The sequence below is a fragment of the Sphingomicrobium clamense genome, from assembly GCF_019264355.1.
Classification (GTDB): domain Bacteria; phylum Pseudomonadota; class Alphaproteobacteria; order Sphingomonadales; family Sphingomonadaceae; genus Sphingomicrobium; species Sphingomicrobium clamense.
Genome location: NZ_JAHVAH010000001.1, coordinates 170001 through 189678, shown reverse-complemented (window position 1 = coordinate 189678; position 19678 = coordinate 170001). Strand labels below are relative to the sequence as shown.

The 19678-nt window shown below is 64.8% G+C and carries 21 protein-coding genes; 15 read left to right on the top strand and 6 right to left on the bottom strand.

The features are described from left to right. The first annotated feature begins 77 nt into the window (after positions 1–77). The 4 genes from KTQ36_RS00885 (at position 78) to KTQ36_RS00870 (ending at position 2500) form a co-directional block, all read left to right on the top strand. A complete protein-coding gene (locus tag KTQ36_RS00885; protein ID WP_218631902.1) occupies positions 78–983 on the top strand; it encodes an SPFH domain-containing protein in 906 nt (301 codons plus the stop codon). Between the two features lie 24 nt (positions 984–1007). Then, positions 1008–1208: a type II toxin-antitoxin system antitoxin gene (locus KTQ36_RS00880; protein WP_218631901.1), complete on the top strand. Its 201-nt coding sequence runs from the start codon at positions 1008–1010 to the stop codon at positions 1206–1208. A gap of 120 nt (positions 1209–1328) precedes the next feature. Further along, positions 1329–1574, top strand: coding sequence for a hypothetical protein (locus KTQ36_RS00875; RefSeq protein ID WP_218631900.1), 246 nt, complete (start codon positions 1329–1331; stop codon positions 1572–1574). Next, entirely contained in the window at positions 1571–2500 is a 930-nt protein-coding gene (locus tag KTQ36_RS00870; protein ID WP_218631899.1) for an alpha/beta hydrolase, read from the top strand. Before KTQ36_RS00875 ends, KTQ36_RS00870 begins: the two co-directional genes overlap by 4 nt. Here KTQ36_RS00870 and KTQ36_RS00865 read toward each other — a convergent pair. Together KTQ36_RS00865 and KTQ36_RS00860 are read right to left on the bottom strand one after the other, a co-directional pair. Further along, positions 2497–3393: a S1/P1 nuclease gene (locus tag KTQ36_RS00865; RefSeq protein ID WP_218631898.1), complete on the bottom strand. Its 897-nt coding sequence runs from the start codon at positions 3391–3393 to the stop codon at positions 2497–2499. The two genes, KTQ36_RS00870 and KTQ36_RS00865, sit on opposite strands and share 4 nt — an antisense overlap. Before the next feature lie 31 nt (positions 3394–3424). Beyond that, positions 3425–4090 carry an SDR family oxidoreductase gene (locus tag KTQ36_RS00860; protein ID WP_218631897.1) on the bottom strand — a complete coding sequence of 222 codons (666 nt, stop codon included), beginning with the start codon at positions 4088–4090 and terminating at the stop codon, positions 3425–3427. 73 nt (positions 4091–4163) lie between these two features. Here KTQ36_RS00860 and ispG point away from each other — a divergent pair, with 73 nt between their 5' ends. Genes ispG through KTQ36_RS00840 form a run of 4 tightly spaced genes read left to right on the top strand, consistent with a single transcriptional unit; the run spans position 4164 to position 7952 of the window. Then, complete coding sequence (gene ispG, locus KTQ36_RS00855; RefSeq protein WP_218631896.1) at positions 4164–5297, top strand: flavodoxin-dependent (E)-4-hydroxy-3-methylbut-2-enyl-diphosphate synthase; 1134 nt, start codon at positions 4164–4166, stop codon at positions 5295–5297. Then, complete coding sequence (locus KTQ36_RS00850) at positions 5298–6707, top strand: NAD(P)-binding protein (protein ID WP_218631895.1); 1410 nt, start codon at positions 5298–5300, stop codon at positions 6705–6707. A gap of 32 nt (positions 6708–6739) precedes the next feature. Beyond that, positions 6740–7636, top strand: a complete 897-nt coding sequence (locus KTQ36_RS00845) for a DMT family transporter (protein ID WP_218631894.1) — start codon at positions 6740–6742, stop codon at positions 7634–7636. Between the two features lies 1 nt (position 7637). Next, positions 7638–7952 (top strand): DMT family transporter, encoded by a 315-nt coding sequence (locus tag KTQ36_RS00840; RefSeq protein WP_218631893.1) that lies wholly within the window; start codon positions 7638–7640, stop codon positions 7950–7952. Here KTQ36_RS00840 and KTQ36_RS00835 read toward each other — a convergent pair. Next, complete coding sequence (locus KTQ36_RS00835; RefSeq protein WP_218631892.1) at positions 7949–9472, bottom strand: amidase; 1524 nt, start codon at positions 9470–9472, stop codon at positions 7949–7951. The two genes, KTQ36_RS00840 and KTQ36_RS00835, sit on opposite strands and share 4 nt — an antisense overlap. A gap of 106 nt (positions 9473–9578) precedes the next feature. Between KTQ36_RS00835 and KTQ36_RS00830 the strand changes: the two genes are divergently transcribed. Beyond that, on the top strand, positions 9579–12230 hold the full coding sequence (locus KTQ36_RS00830) for a porin family protein (protein ID WP_218631891.1): 2652 nt from the start codon (positions 9579–9581) through the stop codon (positions 12228–12230). A 3-nt stretch (positions 12231–12233) separates the two neighbouring features. Here KTQ36_RS00830 and ppa read toward each other — a convergent pair whose 3' ends face one another. Beyond that, on the bottom strand, positions 12234–12761 hold the full coding sequence (gene ppa, locus KTQ36_RS00825) for an inorganic diphosphatase (RefSeq protein ID WP_218631890.1): 528 nt from the start codon (positions 12759–12761) through the stop codon (positions 12234–12236). A 99-nt stretch (positions 12762–12860) separates the two neighbouring features. On the opposite strand from ppa, the gene hisS reads away from it, so the two are divergent. The 5 genes from hisS to KTQ36_RS00800 all read left to right on the top strand — a co-directional run bounded on the left by hisS (position 12861) and on the right by KTQ36_RS00800 (position 18279). Further along, positions 12861–14153: a histidine--tRNA ligase gene (gene hisS, locus KTQ36_RS00820; RefSeq protein ID WP_218631889.1), complete on the top strand. Its 1293-nt coding sequence runs from the start codon at positions 12861–12863 to the stop codon at positions 14151–14153. After that, complete coding sequence (prfA, locus tag KTQ36_RS00815; RefSeq protein ID WP_218631888.1) at positions 14150–15229, top strand: peptide chain release factor 1; 1080 nt, start codon at positions 14150–14152, stop codon at positions 15227–15229. Before hisS ends, prfA begins: the two co-directional genes overlap by 4 nt. Continuing rightward, positions 15226–16053 (top strand): peptide chain release factor N(5)-glutamine methyltransferase, encoded by an 828-nt coding sequence (gene prmC / locus KTQ36_RS00810; RefSeq protein WP_218631887.1) that lies wholly within the window; start codon positions 15226–15228, stop codon positions 16051–16053. Before prfA ends, prmC begins: the two co-directional genes overlap by 4 nt. A 225-nt stretch (positions 16054–16278) precedes the next feature. Continuing rightward, entirely contained in the window at positions 16279–16755 is a 477-nt protein-coding gene (locus KTQ36_RS00805) for a DUF4167 domain-containing protein (protein WP_255553915.1), read from the top strand. A gap of 201 nt (positions 16756–16956) precedes the next feature. Continuing rightward, positions 16957–18279: an OprO/OprP family phosphate-selective porin gene (locus tag KTQ36_RS00800; protein WP_218631886.1), complete on the top strand. Its 1323-nt coding sequence runs from the start codon at positions 16957–16959 to the stop codon at positions 18277–18279. A gap of 66 nt (positions 18280–18345) precedes the next feature. Here KTQ36_RS00800 and KTQ36_RS00795 read toward each other — a convergent pair whose 3' ends face one another. Further along, positions 18346–18723 (bottom strand): acyl-CoA thioesterase, encoded by a 378-nt coding sequence (locus KTQ36_RS00795; protein ID WP_218631885.1) that lies wholly within the window; start codon positions 18721–18723, stop codon positions 18346–18348. Further along, complete coding sequence (locus tag KTQ36_RS00790) at positions 18720–19010, bottom strand: hypothetical protein (protein WP_218631884.1); 291 nt, start codon at positions 19008–19010, stop codon at positions 18720–18722. The genes KTQ36_RS00795 and KTQ36_RS00790 overlap by 4 nt, the downstream gene beginning before the upstream one ends. Positions 19011–19074: 64 nt before the next feature. On the opposite strand from KTQ36_RS00790, the gene KTQ36_RS00785 reads away from it, so the two are divergent. Further along, a complete protein-coding gene (locus tag KTQ36_RS00785) occupies positions 19075–19503 on the top strand; it encodes a CBS domain-containing protein (protein ID WP_218631883.1) in 429 nt (142 codons plus the stop codon). The last annotated feature ends 175 nt before the right edge of the window (positions 19504–19678 follow it).

Here is a 19678-nt window from a genome sequence, read left to right as displayed (position 1 = left end):
CGTGGCCAGCAACCGATTCCAATTGACTCCTACATCACATCGATATTAAAGTGATATCAGATAAAAGGAGAATCGACATGAACGAACGTGGCGTCACGCTGATTGCGAGCGACGAGCGCCAGGCCTCTACCAACAGCGGATATCCGATGTTGCTGGTGGCGCTCATCCTGATCGCGGCGCAGGTCTGGCTGGTCAGCCGTCTTGCGCGCGACATCGTCGAGCCGTCCTTCCTGACAGTAGCCCCGGTGATCCTGATCCCGGTCGCGTTCCTGTTCGTGATCGTCGGCTTCTACATGCTGCAGCCCAACCAGGCGGCGGTGATCACCCTGTTCGGCAGCTACAAGGGCACCGACCGCAAGGACGGTCTGCGCTGGGTGTTGCCGTGGCTGATGCGGCACAAGGTGTCGGTGCGCGCACACAACTTCATCTCAGACAAGATCAAGGTGAACGATTTGCGCGGCAACCCGATCGAAATGGCGGCACAGATCGTGTGGCGCGTGGTTGATACCGCGCAGGCGACCTTCGACGTCGACGACTTCAAGGAATTTGTCCGCGTGCAGGTCGAGGCGGCGATCCGTACCATCGGTGCGCGCTACCCCTATGACGACTTCGAAAGCGACGACATCACGCTGCGCGGTCACATCGATGAGGTCGGCGTGGAATTGCTCGCCGAGCTTCGCGAGCGACTGGTCGTTGCCGGGATCACCGTCGACGAATGCGGCTTCACCCATCTTGCCTATGCCCACGAAATCGCGGGTGCGATGCTTCGTCGCCAGCAGGCCCAGGCGGTCGTCGCCGCGCGCCAGACGCTGGTCGAAGGCGCGGTCGGGATGGTCGAGCAGGCGCTTGCCGACCTGTCGAAGCGCGACGTGGTCGAACTCGATGACGAGCGGCGCGCGGCGATGGTCTCGAACCTGATGGTCGTCCTGTGCGGCGAACGCGACACCCAGCCCGTCGTCAACGCCGGCAGCCTGTACACCTGAGCCTGACGCCCAAGGAGCCATTTCATGGCCACCAAGCGAAAAGCATTTCCCCTCCGCGTCGACCCGGACCTGTGGTCCGCTGTCGAGCGGCTGGCGGCGACCGAGCTCCGCTCGGCCAACGCGGAGGTGGAAATCCTGCTGCGCGAGGCGCTCAAGGCACGCGGCATAAAGCTGGACCCGCCTGGGCCACCGCCCAAGCGCGGACGACCGCCCAAGAAGGACTAAGGAAACGACCATGCACCACATGATGAAAAACGCGTCGCCGCAGGCCAAATGGACAATGTTTGTTGTTCTAAGCGGCTTTGTCGCGATCGGCTCGGCGCTACTAGTGACGCTCGCCAGCTGATGGCCGAGTGGTTCTACGCAAAGCGCTACGGCTATGGCGCGAGCCTTCCGTGTAGCTGGCAGGGCTGGGTCGTGCTCGCGCTGTTCCTCGGACTGATGATCGGCAATGCCGTGCTGTTCGAAGACCAGCCTGCAGTGTTCACCGCCATCACCGTCACCATCGTACCCATCTTCATCGTCATCATCTGGCGCACCACCAAGGGCGGCTGGAAATGGCGCTCCGGCAAGGACAAGGACACATTATGATCTCGACAATTCTCCTCTCTCTAGCCGCCTCGACCCTCGACCCGATCGAGGTCACGATCCCCGGCCCCGAAGGCGACTTGGCGGGCACGCTCGTCCAACCCGACGAAGACGGTCCGGCGATGATCCTCATCCCGGGATCGGGCCCGACCGACCGCAACGGCGACAACCCGATGGGGGTCAAAGGCAAGATGTATCGCCAGCTCGCCGACGGGCTGGCGGCACAGGGCATCTCGACCCTGCTCATCGACAAGCGCGGCATGTTCGGATCGGCAGACGCCGTTCCCAATGCCAATGCCGTGACGTTCGGCGACTATGTCACCGATGTGCGTGGGTGGATGGGCCTGCTCGAGGAACGCGGCGCTGAGTGCGTGTGGCTCGCCGGGCATAGCGAGGGCAGCACCGTCGCCTTGCTTGCTGCGCAGGATGCGACCGGCATTTGCGGCCTCGTGCTTATTTCGGGCGCGGGCAGCGCCATTTTGGACATCATGCGCGGCCAGCTCGCGCGGCAGCTGCCTCCCGCGATGCTCGAGTCGATCGACACGGCATTCGCGGAATTGAAAGCGGGGCGGACGTTCGACCCGGAAATCCTTCCCGGGCCGTTGCACGCCATGTTCGGTGAAGATCTCCAGCGCTTCATGATCTCGGGCTACACGCTCGACCCTGTCGGGCTGCTGTCGAACGTCGATCTGCCCGTCATCATCGTCCAGGGCGAAGAAGATCTCCAGGTCGCGGTTTCAGAAGCAGAGAAGCTTCACGCCGCAGCGCCCGAGTCGACGCTGGTCCTGCTCGATCGCGTCAATCATGCGCTCAAACCCGTCGAACCGGGTGAAATGGCCGCCAATGTCGCAAGTTATGGCGACGAAGGGCTCGCGATCGATCCGCGCGTCGCGGAGATGATCGCCGGCTATATCAACGCCGAGCGTTAGAAGCGGCGATATTCGGGCGCCTCGCCACGCAGGATCGCATCGTCGAGCAGGCGGGCGAGGCGCAGCCCGCCATGCACCACATTCTGCCGTGCGATGGGGATGAGGCGCTGCACGTCTTCCTCGGTCAGCGTCGGCCGGCCCTCGACCTTGCCGTCGCAAGGGTCAGCGTCGATCAGCGTGGGGTAAGCGACGTCGCGCGACTGCTCCCACATCTCGCGGCTCCAGTCGACGACATCGCCCGATTTGATCCGGTCGATTTCGCCCGCGTCCAGGCCCGAAAGCCAGCCATCGATCCCGCGCGGCGGGGTGGAGATGGCACGCTCGGCGAGGAAGCCATCCCAGATGCTGTGAAGATTGGTGCGCCCGCCGATTAGTCCGTAATTGGCAGATACGCGGTTGCCGCCAAGATCGTCATTGTCACCGGCATGGAGCGGCTGGTGAAGGTCGCCGACGAAATGGACGAGAAAGGTGAGGCTTTCGAGCCGCACGCGGTCGGGAAGGTCGCGATCGGCGAGCATGCGCGCGTGGCGCTCGATCTGCGCGGCGACGCAATCGCCGTTGGCGCACGGGCCCGACAGGTCGAATTCCTTGCAGATGTCGACATTCTGGAAATGCCAGCGGAAGGCGTAGGCGTAGCGGTCGCCATAAGGCTTGACGCAGTCGGGCCAGTAAGACGCGGCCTCGATCGTATTGGCGCGGCAATCGGGAGTCTGAAGCAGCGCGTCCTGCCGCATGAGGCGGCGAAGCTCGGCGCGCGTCTCGGGCTGGACGCTCGCGAAGGCGATCTTGGCGACCGTTTCATGGCCATATTCCCAATAGGCCTTGAGCGGCGCGGCGACGAAGACGGCGAGGGCTGCGATCGCGGCGAAGGCGATCTTGAACGTATTCGGCATGGGGCTCTTCTAGCTGCTGGCGCGCGAAACGCTACCAGGCGATGGGTTGGCCGTCATAGGCAACGAAGCGCCCGCTATTGTCGCTGTTCGTTTCCGCGATACGTTCGCGCAGGCCGGCGACGCTGGTCGCGACATCGATCAACGCATTCTCGCCGCCCATATCGGTCTGGACCCAGCCGGGGTGGAGGATGACGGTCGAAATGCCGCGGTCGGCCAGATCGATCTCCAGGCAGCGGAACGCCATGTTCGCAGCGGTCTTGGAGCTTCGATACATGACAATCCCGCCGCCGCTATTGTCGTCGATCGAGCCGACCTTCGAGGACATGAGCGCGATCACCTTCTTGTCCGAGGCCGCGACATTGTTGGCCAGCGCGCGGCTGAGCAAATAGGGTGCGATCGTATTGACAAGGAAGCTTTGCTGCCAGTCGTCGACATTGCCGGGACCGCCGTCGAGAATGCCGGCATTGTTGAGCAGGACGTCGACCGGGCGGTCGCCGACCTTGACGACGAACGCGTCGCGCGACCCCGCATCGGCGACGTCGAGGGGCAGCGCTTCCACCCCGTCGATCGTGGACAGTTCCTCAAGGTCGGCCTTGCGGCGCGCGGTGGCGATGACGGTCCAGCCGTCGGCAGCATAGGCCTTAGCCAATCCCTTGCCGATCCCGCGGCTCGCTCCGGTGATGACGATGGTGGGCATGCAAATCTCCTTTCCTCCCCAATGTTCGAGCACTGCCTTTAGTTCGTCACCCAACGCGCCTATATGGCTTGGCATGTCGGAAATTCGCCCCTGGCGCACCATTGAGCGCCGCAAGTCTCGCCAGATCATGGTCGGTAACGTGCCGGTCGGGGGCGATGCGCCCATCACCGTGCAGACGATGACCAACACGCCGACCTCGGACGCGAAGGCGACAATCGACCAGATCCGTCGCTGCGAAGAGGCGGGCGCGGACATCATCCGCGTGTCCTGTCCCGACACGGACAGCACTGCGGCGATGCCCGAGATCGTGCGCGCCGCGACCATTCCGATTGTCGCCGACATCCACTTTCACTACAAGCGCGCGCTCGAGGCCGCGGACGCCGGCGCCGCCTGCCTGCGCATCAACCCGGGCAATATCGGCAGCGACGACCGCGTGAAGGAAGTGATCGCCGCGGCCAAAGCGAATGGCTGCGCAATCCGCATCGGCGTCAATGCCGGCAGCCTCGAAAAGGACCTGCTCGAGAAATATGGCGAGCCCTGTCCCGATGCACTGGTCGAAAGCGCAATGGACCATATCAAGATCCTGCAGGACCATGATTTTCACGACTACAAGGTTGCGGTGAAGGCGTCGGACACGTTTCTCGCGGTCGCGGCCTATTCGGACCTTGCCAACCAGGTCGATTGCCCGCTCCATCTCGGCATTACGGAGGCCGGCGGGCTGATCGGTGGGACGGTGAAGAGCGCGATCGGGATCGGTTCGCTGCTCTGGGCCGGGATCGGCGACACGATCCGCGTCTCCCTGTCGGCCGAGCCGGAAGAGGAAGTCCGCGTCGGGTTCGAAATCCTCAAAGCGCTGGGCCTGCGCTCGCGCGGCGTTCGGGTGGTCAGCTGCCCGTCCTGTGCGCGGCAGGGGTTCGACGTGATCCGCACCGTCCAGACGCTGGAGGAGCGGCTGCAGCACATCAAGACGCCGATGAGCCTCTCGGTGCTGGGCTGCGTGGTCAACGGGCCGGGTGAAGCGCGCGAGACCGACATCGGTGTGACCGGCGGCGGCAATGGCAGCCATATGGTCTACCTGTCGGGGCTCAAGGACCATCATGTGCAGGATGCCGACATGATCGACCATGTCGTCGCGCTGGTCGAAAAGAAGGCCGCCGAGATCGAGGCCGACATGACCGACGCGGGCACCCCGCAGGCCGCCGAATAGGTGGCAGGCGCTGTCGACTATCTGGTCGTCGGCGCCGGTACTTCGGGTCTCGCCTTCGCCGACACGCTGCTCGCCGAAGACCCTGATGCCGCCATCGCCATCGTCGACAAACATGCGCGCCCGGGCGGGCACTGGAATGATGCCTACAGTTTCGTGCGGCTCCACCAGCCTTCCACTTTCTATGGTGTGAACTCGGTCGAGCTCAGCCGCGGGACGACCGATACGGACGGGCTCAACAAGGGATTTCTCGAACTCGCCACCGGCGCGGAAGTCTCGGCCTATTTCGAGCGGGTGATGGAAAAAGTCCTGCTGCCCAGCGGCCGGGTCACCTACTACCCCAGCCACGAATATGTCGGCGACGACCGCATCCGCTCGGTGTTGACCGGCGACGAGCAGGTGATCGACGTTCGTCGCAAGACGGTGGACTCCACCTACTACGGCACCACCGTCCCCTCGACCCACACGCCCAAGTTCGAAGTCGAGGAGGGCGAGCGGCTGGTCCCCCCGAACGAGCTGCCCTTCCTGTGGAAGGATGGGGTGCCAAGCCATTACGCCGTTCTCGGGGGTGGCAAGACGGCGATGGACAGCGTCAACTTCCTGCTCGGACAGGGCGTTGCTCCCGACTCCATCACCTGGGTCCGGCCACGCGATGCTTGGTGGATCAACCGCGCAACCGTCCAGCCGGGCATCGCGCATTTCGAGACAACCTTTGGGGCGCAGGCGGCGATGATGGAGGCGCGCGCGGCGGCAAGCGACGTGCACGACCTGTTCGCGCGCTACGAAAAGGCCGGCGCGATGCTCCGCATCGACCCTGAGGTCACTCCGACCATGTTCCATTTCGCGACGGCCGCGCCTGCAGAAGTCACGCTTTCGGGGAGCGTGAAGAACGTTGTCCGAAAGGGTCACGTTCGCTCGATCACCGCCGGCGTGATGCGCTTCGATGACGGTGAAGTCGCAGTCGCCGACGATACGCTGTTCGTGGATTGCACGGCGCCCGCCGTCACCCGTCGCCCCACCCGGCCGCTATTCGAGGATGACCGCATCACGCTCCAGATGGTGCGCATTCCACAGCCCGCCTTCAGCGCCGCACTGACCGCCTTCCTCGAGGCCCGCTTCGACAGCGACGAGGAGAAGAATTCGCTCGCACGCCCGATCCCGCTGCCCGACGGGCTCGAAGGCTATCCGCTCGTGAAGATGGTCGACCTGCTCAACCAGCGCGCCTGGACCGAAAACGAAGTCGTGCGCAGATGGCTTTCGACCGCGCGGCTCGACGGGTTCGGCGAGACCATGAAGTCGATTTCGCAGGACGATACGCAGAAGATGGCGATCCTTGGCCGCATGCGCGCCGCATCGCAGCCGGCATTCGCGAACCTCATGCGGCTGGTACAACTGGCCAACGAAGGGGGCTAGGTCGGGGCGGCACGCGCGGCTATGGCATCCCCATGTCCGATGCGACCGACACTCCGATCAAGGCCTATGCCGGCGCGATTTTCGCGATCGGCTTCCTGTCGGCGATGGACGCGGCGATGAAGGCGGTGAGCATCGACTATGGCGCCCTGTCCGCACTGGCATGGCGGGCGTTGATCGCGGCGCCGATCGTGGGCGCGGCCTATTTGCTCACCCGCAAGACCTGGCCCGATCGTCAGGCGATGCGGCTGCACCTGATCCGTGGCGCGCTGATGGTGCCGATGAGCTTCACCTTCTTTTGGGGCCTTACCTACGTGCCGATGGCGCAGGCGATCGCGCTGGCGTTCATCGCGCCGCTGCTCGCCGCCATCCTGGCGGGCCCGATCCTTGGTGAAGAGGTCGGCAAGCGAATTCTCGGCGGCTCGGCGCTCGCCTTCGTCGGCGTCAGCACCATTCTCTTCGGCCAGTCGCAGATGGACCTCGGGCGAGAGGCGCTGCTGGGCAGTATCTCGATCCTCGGCTCGGCCATGCTCTATGCCTTCAACATGCTGTTGATGCGCAAGCAGTCGCAGGGCTCGGGCCCGGTCGAAATCGCCTTTTTCTATTTCGCGGTGGCCGGTGTCGGCTTCTGGTTGGTCTCGCTGGTCGTCGGGATTCCTCCTTTCCCGGCTGACGAAGTGCAGGCGCTACTGGTCGCGACCGGCCTGTCGATCGCCGGCATGCTTGGGCTGGCTTGGGCCTATGCCCGCGCGACCGCCGCCTATCTCTCGACCAGCGAATATTCGGGCTTCCTGTGGGCGGCCCTGTTCGGATTTCTCGTATTCGGCGAGGTGCCGTCGCTCTGGACGATGGCGGGCGCCGTCGCCATCGTCATCGGCTGCTGGATCGCGGTCCGGCCCGAAGTGATCGAACATCCGATGGAGGCGGCCTGACATGGCATGGTTCTGGCTCATTCTCGGTGGCCTGTTCGAGGTCGGATTCACCACTTCGCTGCGCTTCGTCGACGGATTTCGCAACCTGCCCTGGACGCTCGCCTTCCTCGTCTCGGTCGCGATCAGCATGGCGCTACTCGAATATGCCGCGCGCACCATCCCGATGGGTACCGCTTATGCGGTGTGGGGCGGGATTGGCGCCATCGGCACGGTGATCGTCGGCATCGCCTTCTTCGACGAGCCGGGGACGACAGTGCGCTTGCTCCTCATCCTCGGCATCGTCGCCTGCATCGCAGGGCTGAAGCTGACCGCCTAGTCGGCCTTGGCCAGCAGCGGCGCGAGCTCGGGAGTATCCATCACGCTGTCGTAAAATTGCGGCGCCGGAAGCGCGGGGCGCGCCTCTTCGTAAGCGTGGCCGAGCGCGAGTAGCCGCGCATCGTCCCATTTGGTCCCGACAAAGCTGAGCCCCACGGGAAGTCCCTTGGCCATACCCATCGGCACGGTCAGGTGCGGGTAGCCAGACCAGGCGGCGAGGTACCCCGCGCCGCCGCCATGCCAGCTGTCTCCATGGACGTGGTCGATCAGCATTGAAGGCGCCGCCGTCGGGAAGATCAGCGCGACCACGTCATGCTCTTCCAGCATCCGGTCGATGCCGTCGGGACCCGACCATTGCACGTTGGCCTTCACCCCTTCGACATAGTCGGGATCCTCGATATCGGTCTCTTGCGATTTGATGAAGATCGACTGGTCGAACACCGCCAGTTCGCGGTCCGAGGCTTTGTTGAATTCGATCAGGTCGGCAAGCGTCCGCGCCGTCACGGCGTCGGGCGTCGTTGCGAGATAATCGTTGATCCCGTCTTTGAACTCGGTGAGCAGGATATTGTAGCTGATCCCGCCTTCGAGCGGCTCGGCCCCGATTTCCTTGATCGGGACGAGGATCGCACCCTGCCGCTCGAGTTGCGCTTTGGCCGCCGCGAAGGCTTCGTCGGTGCCGAAGCCGGTCGCAAATTCCAGCACGCCCAGCCGCACGCCCTCGAGGCTAGCGCCGTCGAGCGCCGTGAGGAACGTGCCGGCATAGCGGTCGGCATCGGCGGTCGCCGGGTCGGCCGGGTCGCTGCCCGCGATCGCATCCATGACGGCCGCCGCCTGGAAGACTGTGCGCGTCATCGGACCTGCCGTGTCCTGCGTCACGCTGATCGGGACGATGTGCGTGCGGCTGACCATGCCGACGGTGGGCTTGAGCCCCACAATCCCGTTCATCGCTGCCGGACAGGTGACCGATCCGTTGGTCTCGGTTCCGATAGCAATGTCGACGATACCCGCTGCTACGGCAGCGCCCGATCCGGACGAGCTGCCGCAGGGGCTGCGGTCGAGCGCATAGGGGTTGTAGGTCTGGCCGCCCAGCGCGCTCCAGCCGCTATTGCTGCTTTCGGACCGGAAGTTCGCCCATTCGCTGAGGTTGGTCTTGCCAAGGATCACCGCGCCCGCCGAACGAAGTCCTGCGACCAGCGGGCTGTCGCGATCGGTGACATTGTTCCTGAGCGCCAAGCTCCCTGCTGTGGTCGGCAGCGGCCCCTTCGCCTCGATATTGTCTTTCAGAAGGACGGGGACGCCGGTCAGCGCCGTGGGTGCGCGGCGGATCCGGTCGACGTGCCGCGCCTGGTCCAGCGCCGTCGGATCGACCGCCAGCACCGAGTTGATCTTGGGATCGATGGTCTCGATCCGCTCGAGCGCTTCGATCGTCGCGCGTTCGGCGGGGCCGGCGATCCGGTCCTGCGCGTGGGCGCTCGGGATCGCTGCAACACAGGCGAGAAGCATAGGGGCGAAGGTCCGCATCGATTTTCCCTTCCATTCATCGAAAGACAATTTGCGACACGCTAGTCGTTGCTAGTGCGGCGCGAAAGTCCCTAGCGAAGACCCTCAACCAAGGATCGCCAGTCTCATGCGTCACGCCCGTCTGCTTACTGCTGCCAGCAGCTTTGCCCTGCTTCTTCATGGCGCCCCCGCGCTCGCGCAGGATGCCGCGACGCGCATGCCGCAGGACGACGCCTTCGAGGCGGACGACAGCGACGATGCCGCAATCGTCGTCACCGCCCCGCGCGGCTCGGTCGCGGGAGACATCCCGCCCGAGGAGGTGCTTGATTCGCGCGATATTCTCGCGACCGGTGCGACGTCGGTTGCCGAATTGCTCGACGCGTTGAGCCCGCAAATCGGCTCGGGACGCGGGCGCGGCGGGCGCGGCGGCGGCGGTCGCCCGATCATCCTCATCGAGGGCAAACGCGTCTCGGGTTGGCGCGAACTGCGCGACCTACCCACCGAGGCGATCGAACGCGTCGACATTCTGCCCGAGGAAGTCGCGGTCCAATATGGCTATGCCGCCGACCAGCGCGTCGTGAATTTCGTGCTGCGCGAGGCCTTCAACTCCACCGGCATCGAGCTGGAGGGTGAATTCGCGACGCGCGGCGGCCGCATGGGCGGCGAGATCGAGCTCGACCGACTGATGATCCGCAACGGCACGCGCACCACCTTCGCCTTCGAAGCGGAAGCCAAGAGCGCGCTGACCGAGGACGAGCGCGATGTGCTGATCCAGCCTGTCGAAGCCTTCCCCGACCCGGTCGATCCGCGCCCTTACCGGACGCTGCTCCCCGCTACCGAAGACTATCAGCTCAATGTCTCGCACAGCCGTCCGTTGGGCGAAAAATCGCTCACCGCAACGCTCGGTCTCGACCAGAGCACTTCGCGTTCGCGCTTCGGCGCACCGATCGCGAGCTTCGACATTCCCGCTGCAAGCCCGTTCGCCGACCCGCCCGGTGAAGAGGGCGAGGTGTCGCGCCTCGTCGCGGGCGACGCGCTCGGCCGGAGCCGCCGCAGCCGGACCGCGGAATTGGCCACCGCGCTCAATGGCGGGGGCGACTGGCGCTGGTCGACCACCGGCAGCATCAATGTCGCCAACAGCCGCACGCGCAGCGACCGCGGCCCCGACGTCGACGCTTTCCAGCTGGGTCTCGACGCGCTCGATCCCTCATTCGATCCGTTCGGCTCATTGACCCTTGGCGATTACCCGCAGGACATCTCGCGCTCCCGCTCGGTCCGCGGCGAAGTCGACGGGCTGGTCTCGGGCCAGCTGGGCGAGACGGGCGCTGGACCCATCGGCCTCTCGCTCCGCTCGCAACTGACCTGGTCCAATTTCCAGAGCGAGGGCACGACCTTCGGAATCGCCGATCCCGACAGCGACCTCACCCGCCGACGCCTCCTCGGCCGCGCGACGATCGACCTGCCCGTCCTCGACCGCGACAGCGCGATCGGCCAGCTGTCCTTCAACGCCAACGGCGTCGCCGAATCGCTGTCCGACTTCGGCGAATTGTTCAGCTACGGAGCGGGCGTGAACTGGCGCCCGACGCGCAAACTCTCCTTTCTTGCCAGCTTCGACCGCGAGGAAGGATCGCCGTCGCTGACCCAGCTGGGCGAGGCGCGCGTGGTCGAGCCGCTGGTCAGCTTTTTCGACTTCACCAATGGCGAGACCGTGCTGGTCGACGCGATCACGGGCGGCAATCCCGACCTCGTTGCCGACACGCGCGAGGTCCTGAAAATCTCCGGCAACTGGCAGCTGCCCACCAAGGACGACTTGCGCCTCACCGCCGAATATATCACCGAGCGCATCGACAACCCGATCGGCAGCTTCCCGGCCGCGAGCGCCGCGCTCGAGGCCGCGTTCCCCGACCGCTTTTTCCGCGACGGTGACGGGACGCTGGTCGGTGTCGACCTGACCCCCGTCAACTATGCCCGCCAGAGCCGCGATTCGCTGCGCTGGGGATTGAGCTGGGGCAAGACGCTCGAGACCAAGCCGCCAAGCGCGGAGACGCGTGCGAAGCTGCGCGAACGGTTCCGCCAGATGCGCCAGGAGCGCCAGCGCGAGCGCGCGCAACAACAGCCGCAGGGCGAAGGACCGCCGACACCGCCCCAGCCTCAAGCCGAGGGACAGCAGCAGGCCGAACGCGAGGGTCCGCCGCAGGGTCAGCAGCGTCGCCGCGGCGGCAGAGGCCCGGGCGGTTTCATTGGGCGCGGCCGCAATGGCGGGCGGCTCGGCGTCAACATCTTCCACACGGTCAATTTCTCCAACGAGGTGGAGATTGCCGAGGGCCTGCCGCTGCTCGACTATCTCGATGGCGAAGCGGTCGGACGCTTCGGCGGCACACCGCGTCATGAAATCGAGGCGCGCGCCTTCCGCTACAATAACGGACTCGGCCTGCGCCTCTCCGCCGACTGGCGTTCGGCGACCACCGTCGACAGCGCCGCGGGGCCGATCCGGTTCGACGACTATGCCAAGTTCGACTTGCGCCTGTGGTATAATCTTGCCGAGAAGCCGGGCCTGATCGCGGACAATCCGTGGATGCGCGGCATGCGCGTGCGCGTCGGCATCGACAATATCTTCGACGCGCGCCCGAAGGTGACTGCTGCCGACGGCAGCGTGCCCTTCACCTACCAGCCCGCTTATCTCGAGCCGGAAGGCCGCACCATCTCGCTGTCGATCCGCAAGCTGATCGTTCCCCGCCGCTTCATTCGCGACGAGATCAGGCGCCGGACCGGCAGATAGGCGTTACTTGTTCGCCTTTTCGATCGACTGGCGCACCACGTCATAGGCGGCCTCGCGGTCGCCCCACGTGCCGATCCGCACCCACTTTTCGGCCTCGAGGTCCTTATAGTGGGTGAAGAAGTGCTCGATCTGCTGCAGCACGATGGGCGGCAGATCGGTGTAGTTCACGACGTCCTTGTAATAGGGTGAGATCTTGGTGGTCGGCACCGCGAGCAACTTCTCGTCGCCGCCGGCCTCGTCTTCCAGATAGAGCACGCCGACCGGGCGCGCTTCGATCACCGTGCCGGGCAAGAGCGACCAGCGCGTCATCACCAAACAGTCCAATGGATCGCCGTCGTCGCACAGCGTCTGCGGGATGAAGCCATAGTTGGTCGGGTAGCGCATCGGCGTGTGCAGGATGCGGTCGACCTTGATGACGCCGGCTTCCTTGTCGAACTCGTATTTCACGGGTTCGCCACCGATCGGCACTTCGATGAACACGTTGATGCTTTCCGGCGGGTTCGTGCCGGGCGGGATGAGATCGAGATTCATGATGGCGCGCCCTTAGGCCCTTGAGCGCCCAAGGAAAAGCCCTTTCGCGGCCAAATGCGGCCTTCCAAGCGGCGACCGGCCCCGCTAAGCGCCAAGACGATGAATGGAAATGCCAAGATCCGCCCCGTGAAGGGCATGCAGAGTCTCTACGGCGAGGATGCCGACCGGTTCGCCCACGTGGTCGAAACGTTCGAGGAAGTGCGCCGCCTCTACAATTTCAAGCGAGTCGAAGTCCCCGTGCTCGAACAGACCGCGGTCTTCGCCCGCACGATGGGCGAGACGACCGACGTCGTCAGCAAGGAAATGTGGTCGTTCGAAAGCCGCAGCGAAGGCAGCGTGACCATGCGCCCCGAATTCACGGCGGGCATCAGCCGCGCCTTCCTGTCCGAAGGATGGCAGCAGCACGCACCGATGAAGGTCGCGACCCACGGCCCCGCCTTCCGCTATGAGCGCCCGCAAAAGGGTCGCTACCGCCAGTTTCACCAGTTGGACGCCGAGATCATCGGCAGCGCCGACCCGCTCGCCGACGTCGAACTGCTGGCGTTCGGTGCGCATTTGCTCGCGGCGCTCGGGATCGAGGGTGTGACGCTCAAGCTCAACACGCTCGGGGACCAGGAAAGCCGCGAGAATTGGCGGGGTGCGCTGGTCGACTATTTCTCTGCCCACAAGGCTGAGCTCAGCGAAGACAGTCAGGATCGGCTCGAAAAGAACCCGCTGCGCATTCTCGATAGCAAGGATCCGCGCGACCAGGCCTTCGTCGCCGACGCGCCCAAGATGGTGCTGACGGACGAAGCCGAAGCCTTCTTCGTCAAGGTCCGCGAAGGGCTAGACGCCGCCGGCATCGCCTACGAGCTTGACCCGCATCTCGTGCGCGGGCTCGACTATTACCGCCACACCGCGTTCGAATTCGTGACCGACCAATTGGGCGCACAGGGCACGGTGCTCGCGGGCGGGCGCTATGACGGGCTGATCGAGGCGCTGGGCGGGTCGCCCACTCCCGCGGTCGGCTGGGCCGCAGGCATCGAACGCCTCGCGATGCTCGTCGACGACAATGTGACCGACAAGATCGAAGCCGCGATCTTGCCGATGGGTGAGGCGGCGCTGGCCAAGGCGATCGAAGCGGCGGCCTATCTGCGCGGCGCAGGCTTTGCCGCCGAAATCTACGCGACCGGAAAGATCGGCAAGCGGATGGGCCGCGCCGACGAGGCGGGGGCGCGCGCTGCCATCGTTATCGGCGACGACGAGATCGCCAACGGCGTCGTGCAGTACAAGGACCTCGCCACCGGCGAGCAGACCGCGATGAAGCTCGAAGAGGTCGTCGCGCCGCTGACCGAGATTCTCGGGCGCGAGGCGATGGAGGATATCGAGGCTATGATGGGAGACCAGCAGTGAGCCAGATTCCCGACGAGCGGATCGCCGCCATTCTCGCCAAGAAGGAAGATCTTGGCACCGCGATGGCGTCCGCCGATCTCGACCCGCAGGACTTCGTGCGCCTGTCGAAGGAATATGCCGAAATCGAGCCCATCGCCGAGGCTGCTGCCGAAGTGCGCCGCTTGCGCGACGAGAAAGCCAGCCTCAAGGAAATGGCCGCCGACAACGACGCCGAAATGCGCGCGATGGCGGAGGAAGAATTGCACGCGATCGAAAAGCAGCTCCCCAAGGCCGAGCGTGACCTCGCCGTTCGGCTGCTGCCCAAGGACGATGCCGACGACAAGCCGGCCATGCTCGAAGTCCGTGCCGGGACGGGCGGCGACGAAGCCGCGCTGTTCGCGGGCGATTTGCTGCGGATGTACCAGCGGTTTGCTGAAGAGCAGGGGTGGAAGGTCGAACTGATCTCCGCCTCGCAGTCCGACCAAGGCGGATACAAGGAGGCCGTCGCCTCGGTGCAGGGCAAGGGCGTGTTCGCCAAGCTGAAATTCGAAAGCGGCGTGCACCGCGTCCAGCGCGTCCCCGCGACCGAGAGTGGCGGGCGCATTCATACTTCGGCAGCGACGGTCGCGGTGCTTCCGGAGGCCGAGGAAGTCGACGTCCAGATCGACGAGAAGGATTTGCGCATCGACGTTTTCCGCGCGTCGGGGCCGGGCGGCCAGTCGGTCAACACGACCGACAGCGCGGTGCGCATCACGCACGTTCCGACCGGCATCGTCGTGTCGCAGCAGGACGAGAAGTCGCAGCACAAGAACAAGGCCAAGGCGATGAAGGTGTTGCGCACGCGCCTCTACGAACACGAGCGCGCGATCGCGGATGCCGAACGTTCGGGCGCGCGCAAGTCGATGGTCGGCTCGGGCGACCGGTCCGAGCGCATTCGCACCTATAATTTCCCGCAAGGGCGCGTGACCGATCACCGCATTAACGTGACGCTGCACAAGCTCGATGCGATCCTCGAAGGCCCGGGTCTTGGCGAACTGGTCGAAGCCCTAATCTCCGAGGACGAGGCCGAGCGGCTCGCCAGCCTCGAAGAGGCGTGAGCCCGATTGCCGCCGCGCTGCGCGACGCGACCGCGCGGCTCGACAAGGTCAGCGATACGCCGCGCCTCGATGCCGAATTGCTGCTGGCCGACGCCTGCGGCATCACGCGCAACCGATTGCTGCTCGACCCGCCCAAAGATGTGCCCCGAGAGTTCGAGGAATTGGTGAGGCGCCGCGAGGCCGGCGAGCCGGTTGCCTACATTTTGGGTCGCAGGGACTTCTGGACCATCGAGCTGGAGGTCGGCCCCGGCGTGCTCATTCCACGCCCCGATAGCGAAGCGCTGGTCGAAGGGGCGCTCGACCATTTCGAAACCAGCCCGCCGCGCCGGATCCTCGATCTTGGCACCGGACCCGGCAGCCTTCTGCTTGCCGCGCTCGACCAGTGGCCCGAGGCGACCGGGCTGGGCGTGGACGCCTCCGAAGTGGCGCTCGACTATGCGCGGCGCAACGCGACCAGGCTTGGCATGGCCGACCGCGCGGCGTTCCGGCTCGGCGACTGGGGTGAGGACATCGACGAGCGTTTCGATCTCGTGCTGTGCAATCCGCCCTATGTCGCCGCCAATTCCCCCGATCTGGGCACCGGCGTAGCCGAGTACGAACCCCACGAGGCCCTTTTTGCCGGCGAGGACGGGCTGGAAGAGTATCGTGACCTGGCGCCCCAACTCGCCCGACTTGTGCGCCCCGAGGGGCTCGTCGCGCTCGAGATCGGGCACGACCAGGCCGAGACGGTCTTGGCGATTATGCGAAAAGCCGGTCTTTCGAGCATGCTACGGAGAGATCTGGCCGGCCGTCCGCGGGCGCTTCTTCTCGTCCCAGAAGCTTGAAAAAGCTTGGAATCATCGATTCGACCCGCTAAGCATGGAGGTGGAAGAGGGCTGCCGCCATGGGCAATGCCGGCTCCCAACCTTCCTTTTCCCGATTGAACGCTGGTCTCGTGCGCTTCTTCAGGCGCGCAAAATAGCCAAAAACGGGAAGTGCGACCGGCCGGAAATACTTAATTCTGGCCATGTCCGGCGCCGGGAGGCCGGCGTCCATGTGAGGACGAGATTTTGATCAGTAGAAGTCAGAACCGCCGACGTCGTGGGGGCAATCGCGGCGGGAATCGACCCAATACTCCCAACAAGGGCAATGCGGCGCAGCTGCTCGACAAGTATAAGGGCCTCGCGCGCGATGCGCAGATGTCCGGTGATCGCGTGCAGCAGGAATATTACCTCCAGTTCGCCGACCATTATTTCCGCGTACTCGAAGAGTTCAACGCCAAGAAGGAAGAGCAGCAGCAACAGCGCGGCGGCTCTCCCAAGGGTAAGCAGCAGCAGGGCGACGACAACCAGTCGAACGACCAGCAGCAGGACAAACCCAAGCGCCAGCCGCGCAAGCGCAAGGACGAGCAGGCCGAGGACGGCCAGCAGGACAAGCCTAAGCGCGCGACCCGCAAGCCGAAGAAGGATGAGAATGACGGCGGCGAAGCGATCGCCGACGCGCTCCCGCCCGCCATCGGCGGCGACGAGGAAGACGAAGCCGCCTAGGCTACGTCATCCTGCGAAATGAAGAAGGCGGTCCGTTCGGGCCGCCTTCTTCGTTTGCAGCGATGGTGCACCTGCGCAACGTCACGCAGCTGTCATATTCGATCAACGAACATGTCATGTGGCGCCCCTAGCGCAAACTCCAACACGCGATGAGGACCGGCCCATTGGGGGAATCCGGCTCATCTGCTCTTGGAGGACAGGATGAAGACGATTGTTCGCACCGCGCTGCTCGGCACGGCGATGATGGCCGCCACCCCCGCGATGGCGCAGGACAGCGACCCGCGCATCGACGCGCTGCTCGCCGAGGTCGAAGCGCTGCGTGCCGAAGTCGCCGCGATGAAGGCGGTGCAGGAGGCCCAGGCCGAAACCGTCGCCACGCTCGAAGCGCAGGAAACGCCCGGGCTCGATGCGAGCTGGAAAGGCGCGCCGCAGCTCGAGGAAGATGGCTGGAGCTTCAAGCCGCGCGGCCGCCTCATGTATGACGTGGGCTCGGTCAGCTCGCCCGACGGCATCACCGATGCGGGCCTCGGTTTCGCCAGCGAGCTGCGTCGCGGCCGGATCGGCGTTTCGGGCGATATCCCGGGTGGCTTCGGCTACAAGTTCGAGATCGATTTCGCCGACAATGACGTCGCGATCACCGACGCCTTCCTGAGCAAGGAACTGGGCGACGCGGAGATTATGATCGGCCAGATGAACAACTTCCAGTCGCTGGAAGAACTGACCAGCTCGCTCAACACCAGCTTCATCGAGCGCGCCGCCTTTACCGACGCGTTCGGGTTCGAACGTCGCGTCGGCGTCCGGGTGCAGTACAAGGCCGGCGATTTCATCGCGCAGGGCGGCGCCTTCACGTCGTCGATCGATGACCTCAACGACGACGGTAACAATGCCCGCGGCGCCGATGCGCGCCTCGTCTTCGCCCCGAAGATGGGCGACGCGCTGGTCCACCTGGGAGCTTCGATCCACTATCGCGACCTTGGCGACGGCGTGCAGTCGGTCCGGTACCGCCAGCGTCCGGCGATCCACATCTCCGATACGCGGTTCATCAACACGGGTCGTTTCGATGCGACCAGCGAAACCAGCTACGGCATCGAAGCCGCCGCCATCTTGGGCCGCTTCCACGTCGCGGGTGAAGCACACCGCCTGACCGCCAATATGATCGGCGAGCCCGATCCGACCTTTGCGGGCGGCTATGTCGAAGCGGGCGTATTCCTGACCGAGGACAAGCGCGGCTACAAGGGTGGCAAGTTCGACCGCGTGAAGCCCAACAATCCGGTCGGCGAAGGCGGCTGGGGTTCGCTCCAGTTCAACGCGCGCTACGACTATCTCGACCTCAACGATGCCGGAATCATCGGCGGCACGCAGAATGGCTACCAGGCCTCGATCCTGTGGAAGCCGGTCGACTATGTCCTGTTCGGCCTCAACTATGGCCACATGGTCTATGACGACGCGGCGATCGTGACCGTCGATGGCGACGACAGCTATTCGGTCGACGTCATCGGGCTGCGCGGTCAGATCGACTTCTAATCGCGCGTCCCGAAGCTTTGCCGGGACGTCCGTGGGGCCTCGCTCGAAAGAGCGGGGCCCTTTTCCTTATGGCTGGTCGACAGGGCGGGGACGCGCTTCGTCGTCAATCGCCACGAAGGTGAAGATCGCCTCGGTAACCTTGACGTTGGTCTTGCCCCCGTCGCGCGTGGCGACGACTTCGATGCGAATCTTCATCGAGCTGGTGCCGACCTTTTCGATGCGCGCATAGACGCTGATCAGGTCGTGGAGCAGGATCGGGGCGATGAACTCCATCGCGTCGATTGCGACGGTCGCGACCTGGCCCTGCGCGCGCCGCGCGGCGACGATGCCGCCGGCAATGTCCATCTGGCTCAATACCCAACCGCCGAAGATGTGGCCGTTGGCATTGATGTCGGCGGGGCGCGGCATCACGCGCAGGATCGGGTCCATACCCTCGAGATTCATTGGTCGTCGTCGCTTTCATGAAGTTTTTCGCCCGCCTCGGCATCGTGGCCGGAGCTGGACGAGAAGAAGGTCAGGGTCATCAGCGCAGTGCCCATCAGCACCGTCCCGCCGACCCCGATCGCGGTCGCGATCAAGATGTGGATCGACGGACTTTCGCTGCCACGCGCCACCAGCACGACCGCGATGATGGCGGCGACCAGCGCCAGCAGCGCCATCCGTTTCATCATGCGCCGGGCGGCCATCAGGCGCGCCGCGCGCACTTCGGTTTCGGGCTTGGGTTCACGCATCGCTTCCCTTTGGCCGCGCGTTGTGACAGCATCAAGGCCTAAACGGGGAAGAAGGAGAGGCGCGATGACCATCGCAGCAATCCTCGACAAGAAGGGCCGCGACGTGGTGACCGTCGCGAGCACCAGTAGCGTCAAGGAAGTGGTGACCCTGCTCGCCGACCGGAAGATCGGCGCGGTCGTCGTGCTCGATCATGGCGGCGAGATTGCGGGCATCCTGTCCGAACGCGACGTGATCGCCAATATCTGCCGCGAGGACGACCTGCTCGGCTGCACGGCAGCAAGGATCATGAGCTCTCCCGCGGTGACGGTCTCGAGCGAAAACCAGGTGCTGCCCGCGCTCGCGCTGATGTCGCGGCGCAAGATCCGCCACCTGCCCGTGGTCGACGACGGAGAGCTGGTCGGCATCGTCTCGATCGGCGACCTCGTCCAGTATCGCATCGACAATATGGCCGCCGAGGCCGAGGCGATGCGCGAATATATCCAGGCCGTTTAGACCTTCGCCGATACATCACTTCTCGCGTACGCGCGTATGCGCGCGCGAGGGCGGGACGAGGAAAGCGCGCCGAATCCCCATCCGATCGACGGGTCCGATGATTCTTTTGCGCGTGATTCACCCGTGAATCGCATTCGTGAATCGGCGTGAATCGGAGCATTCGGCCGGCAAAGCC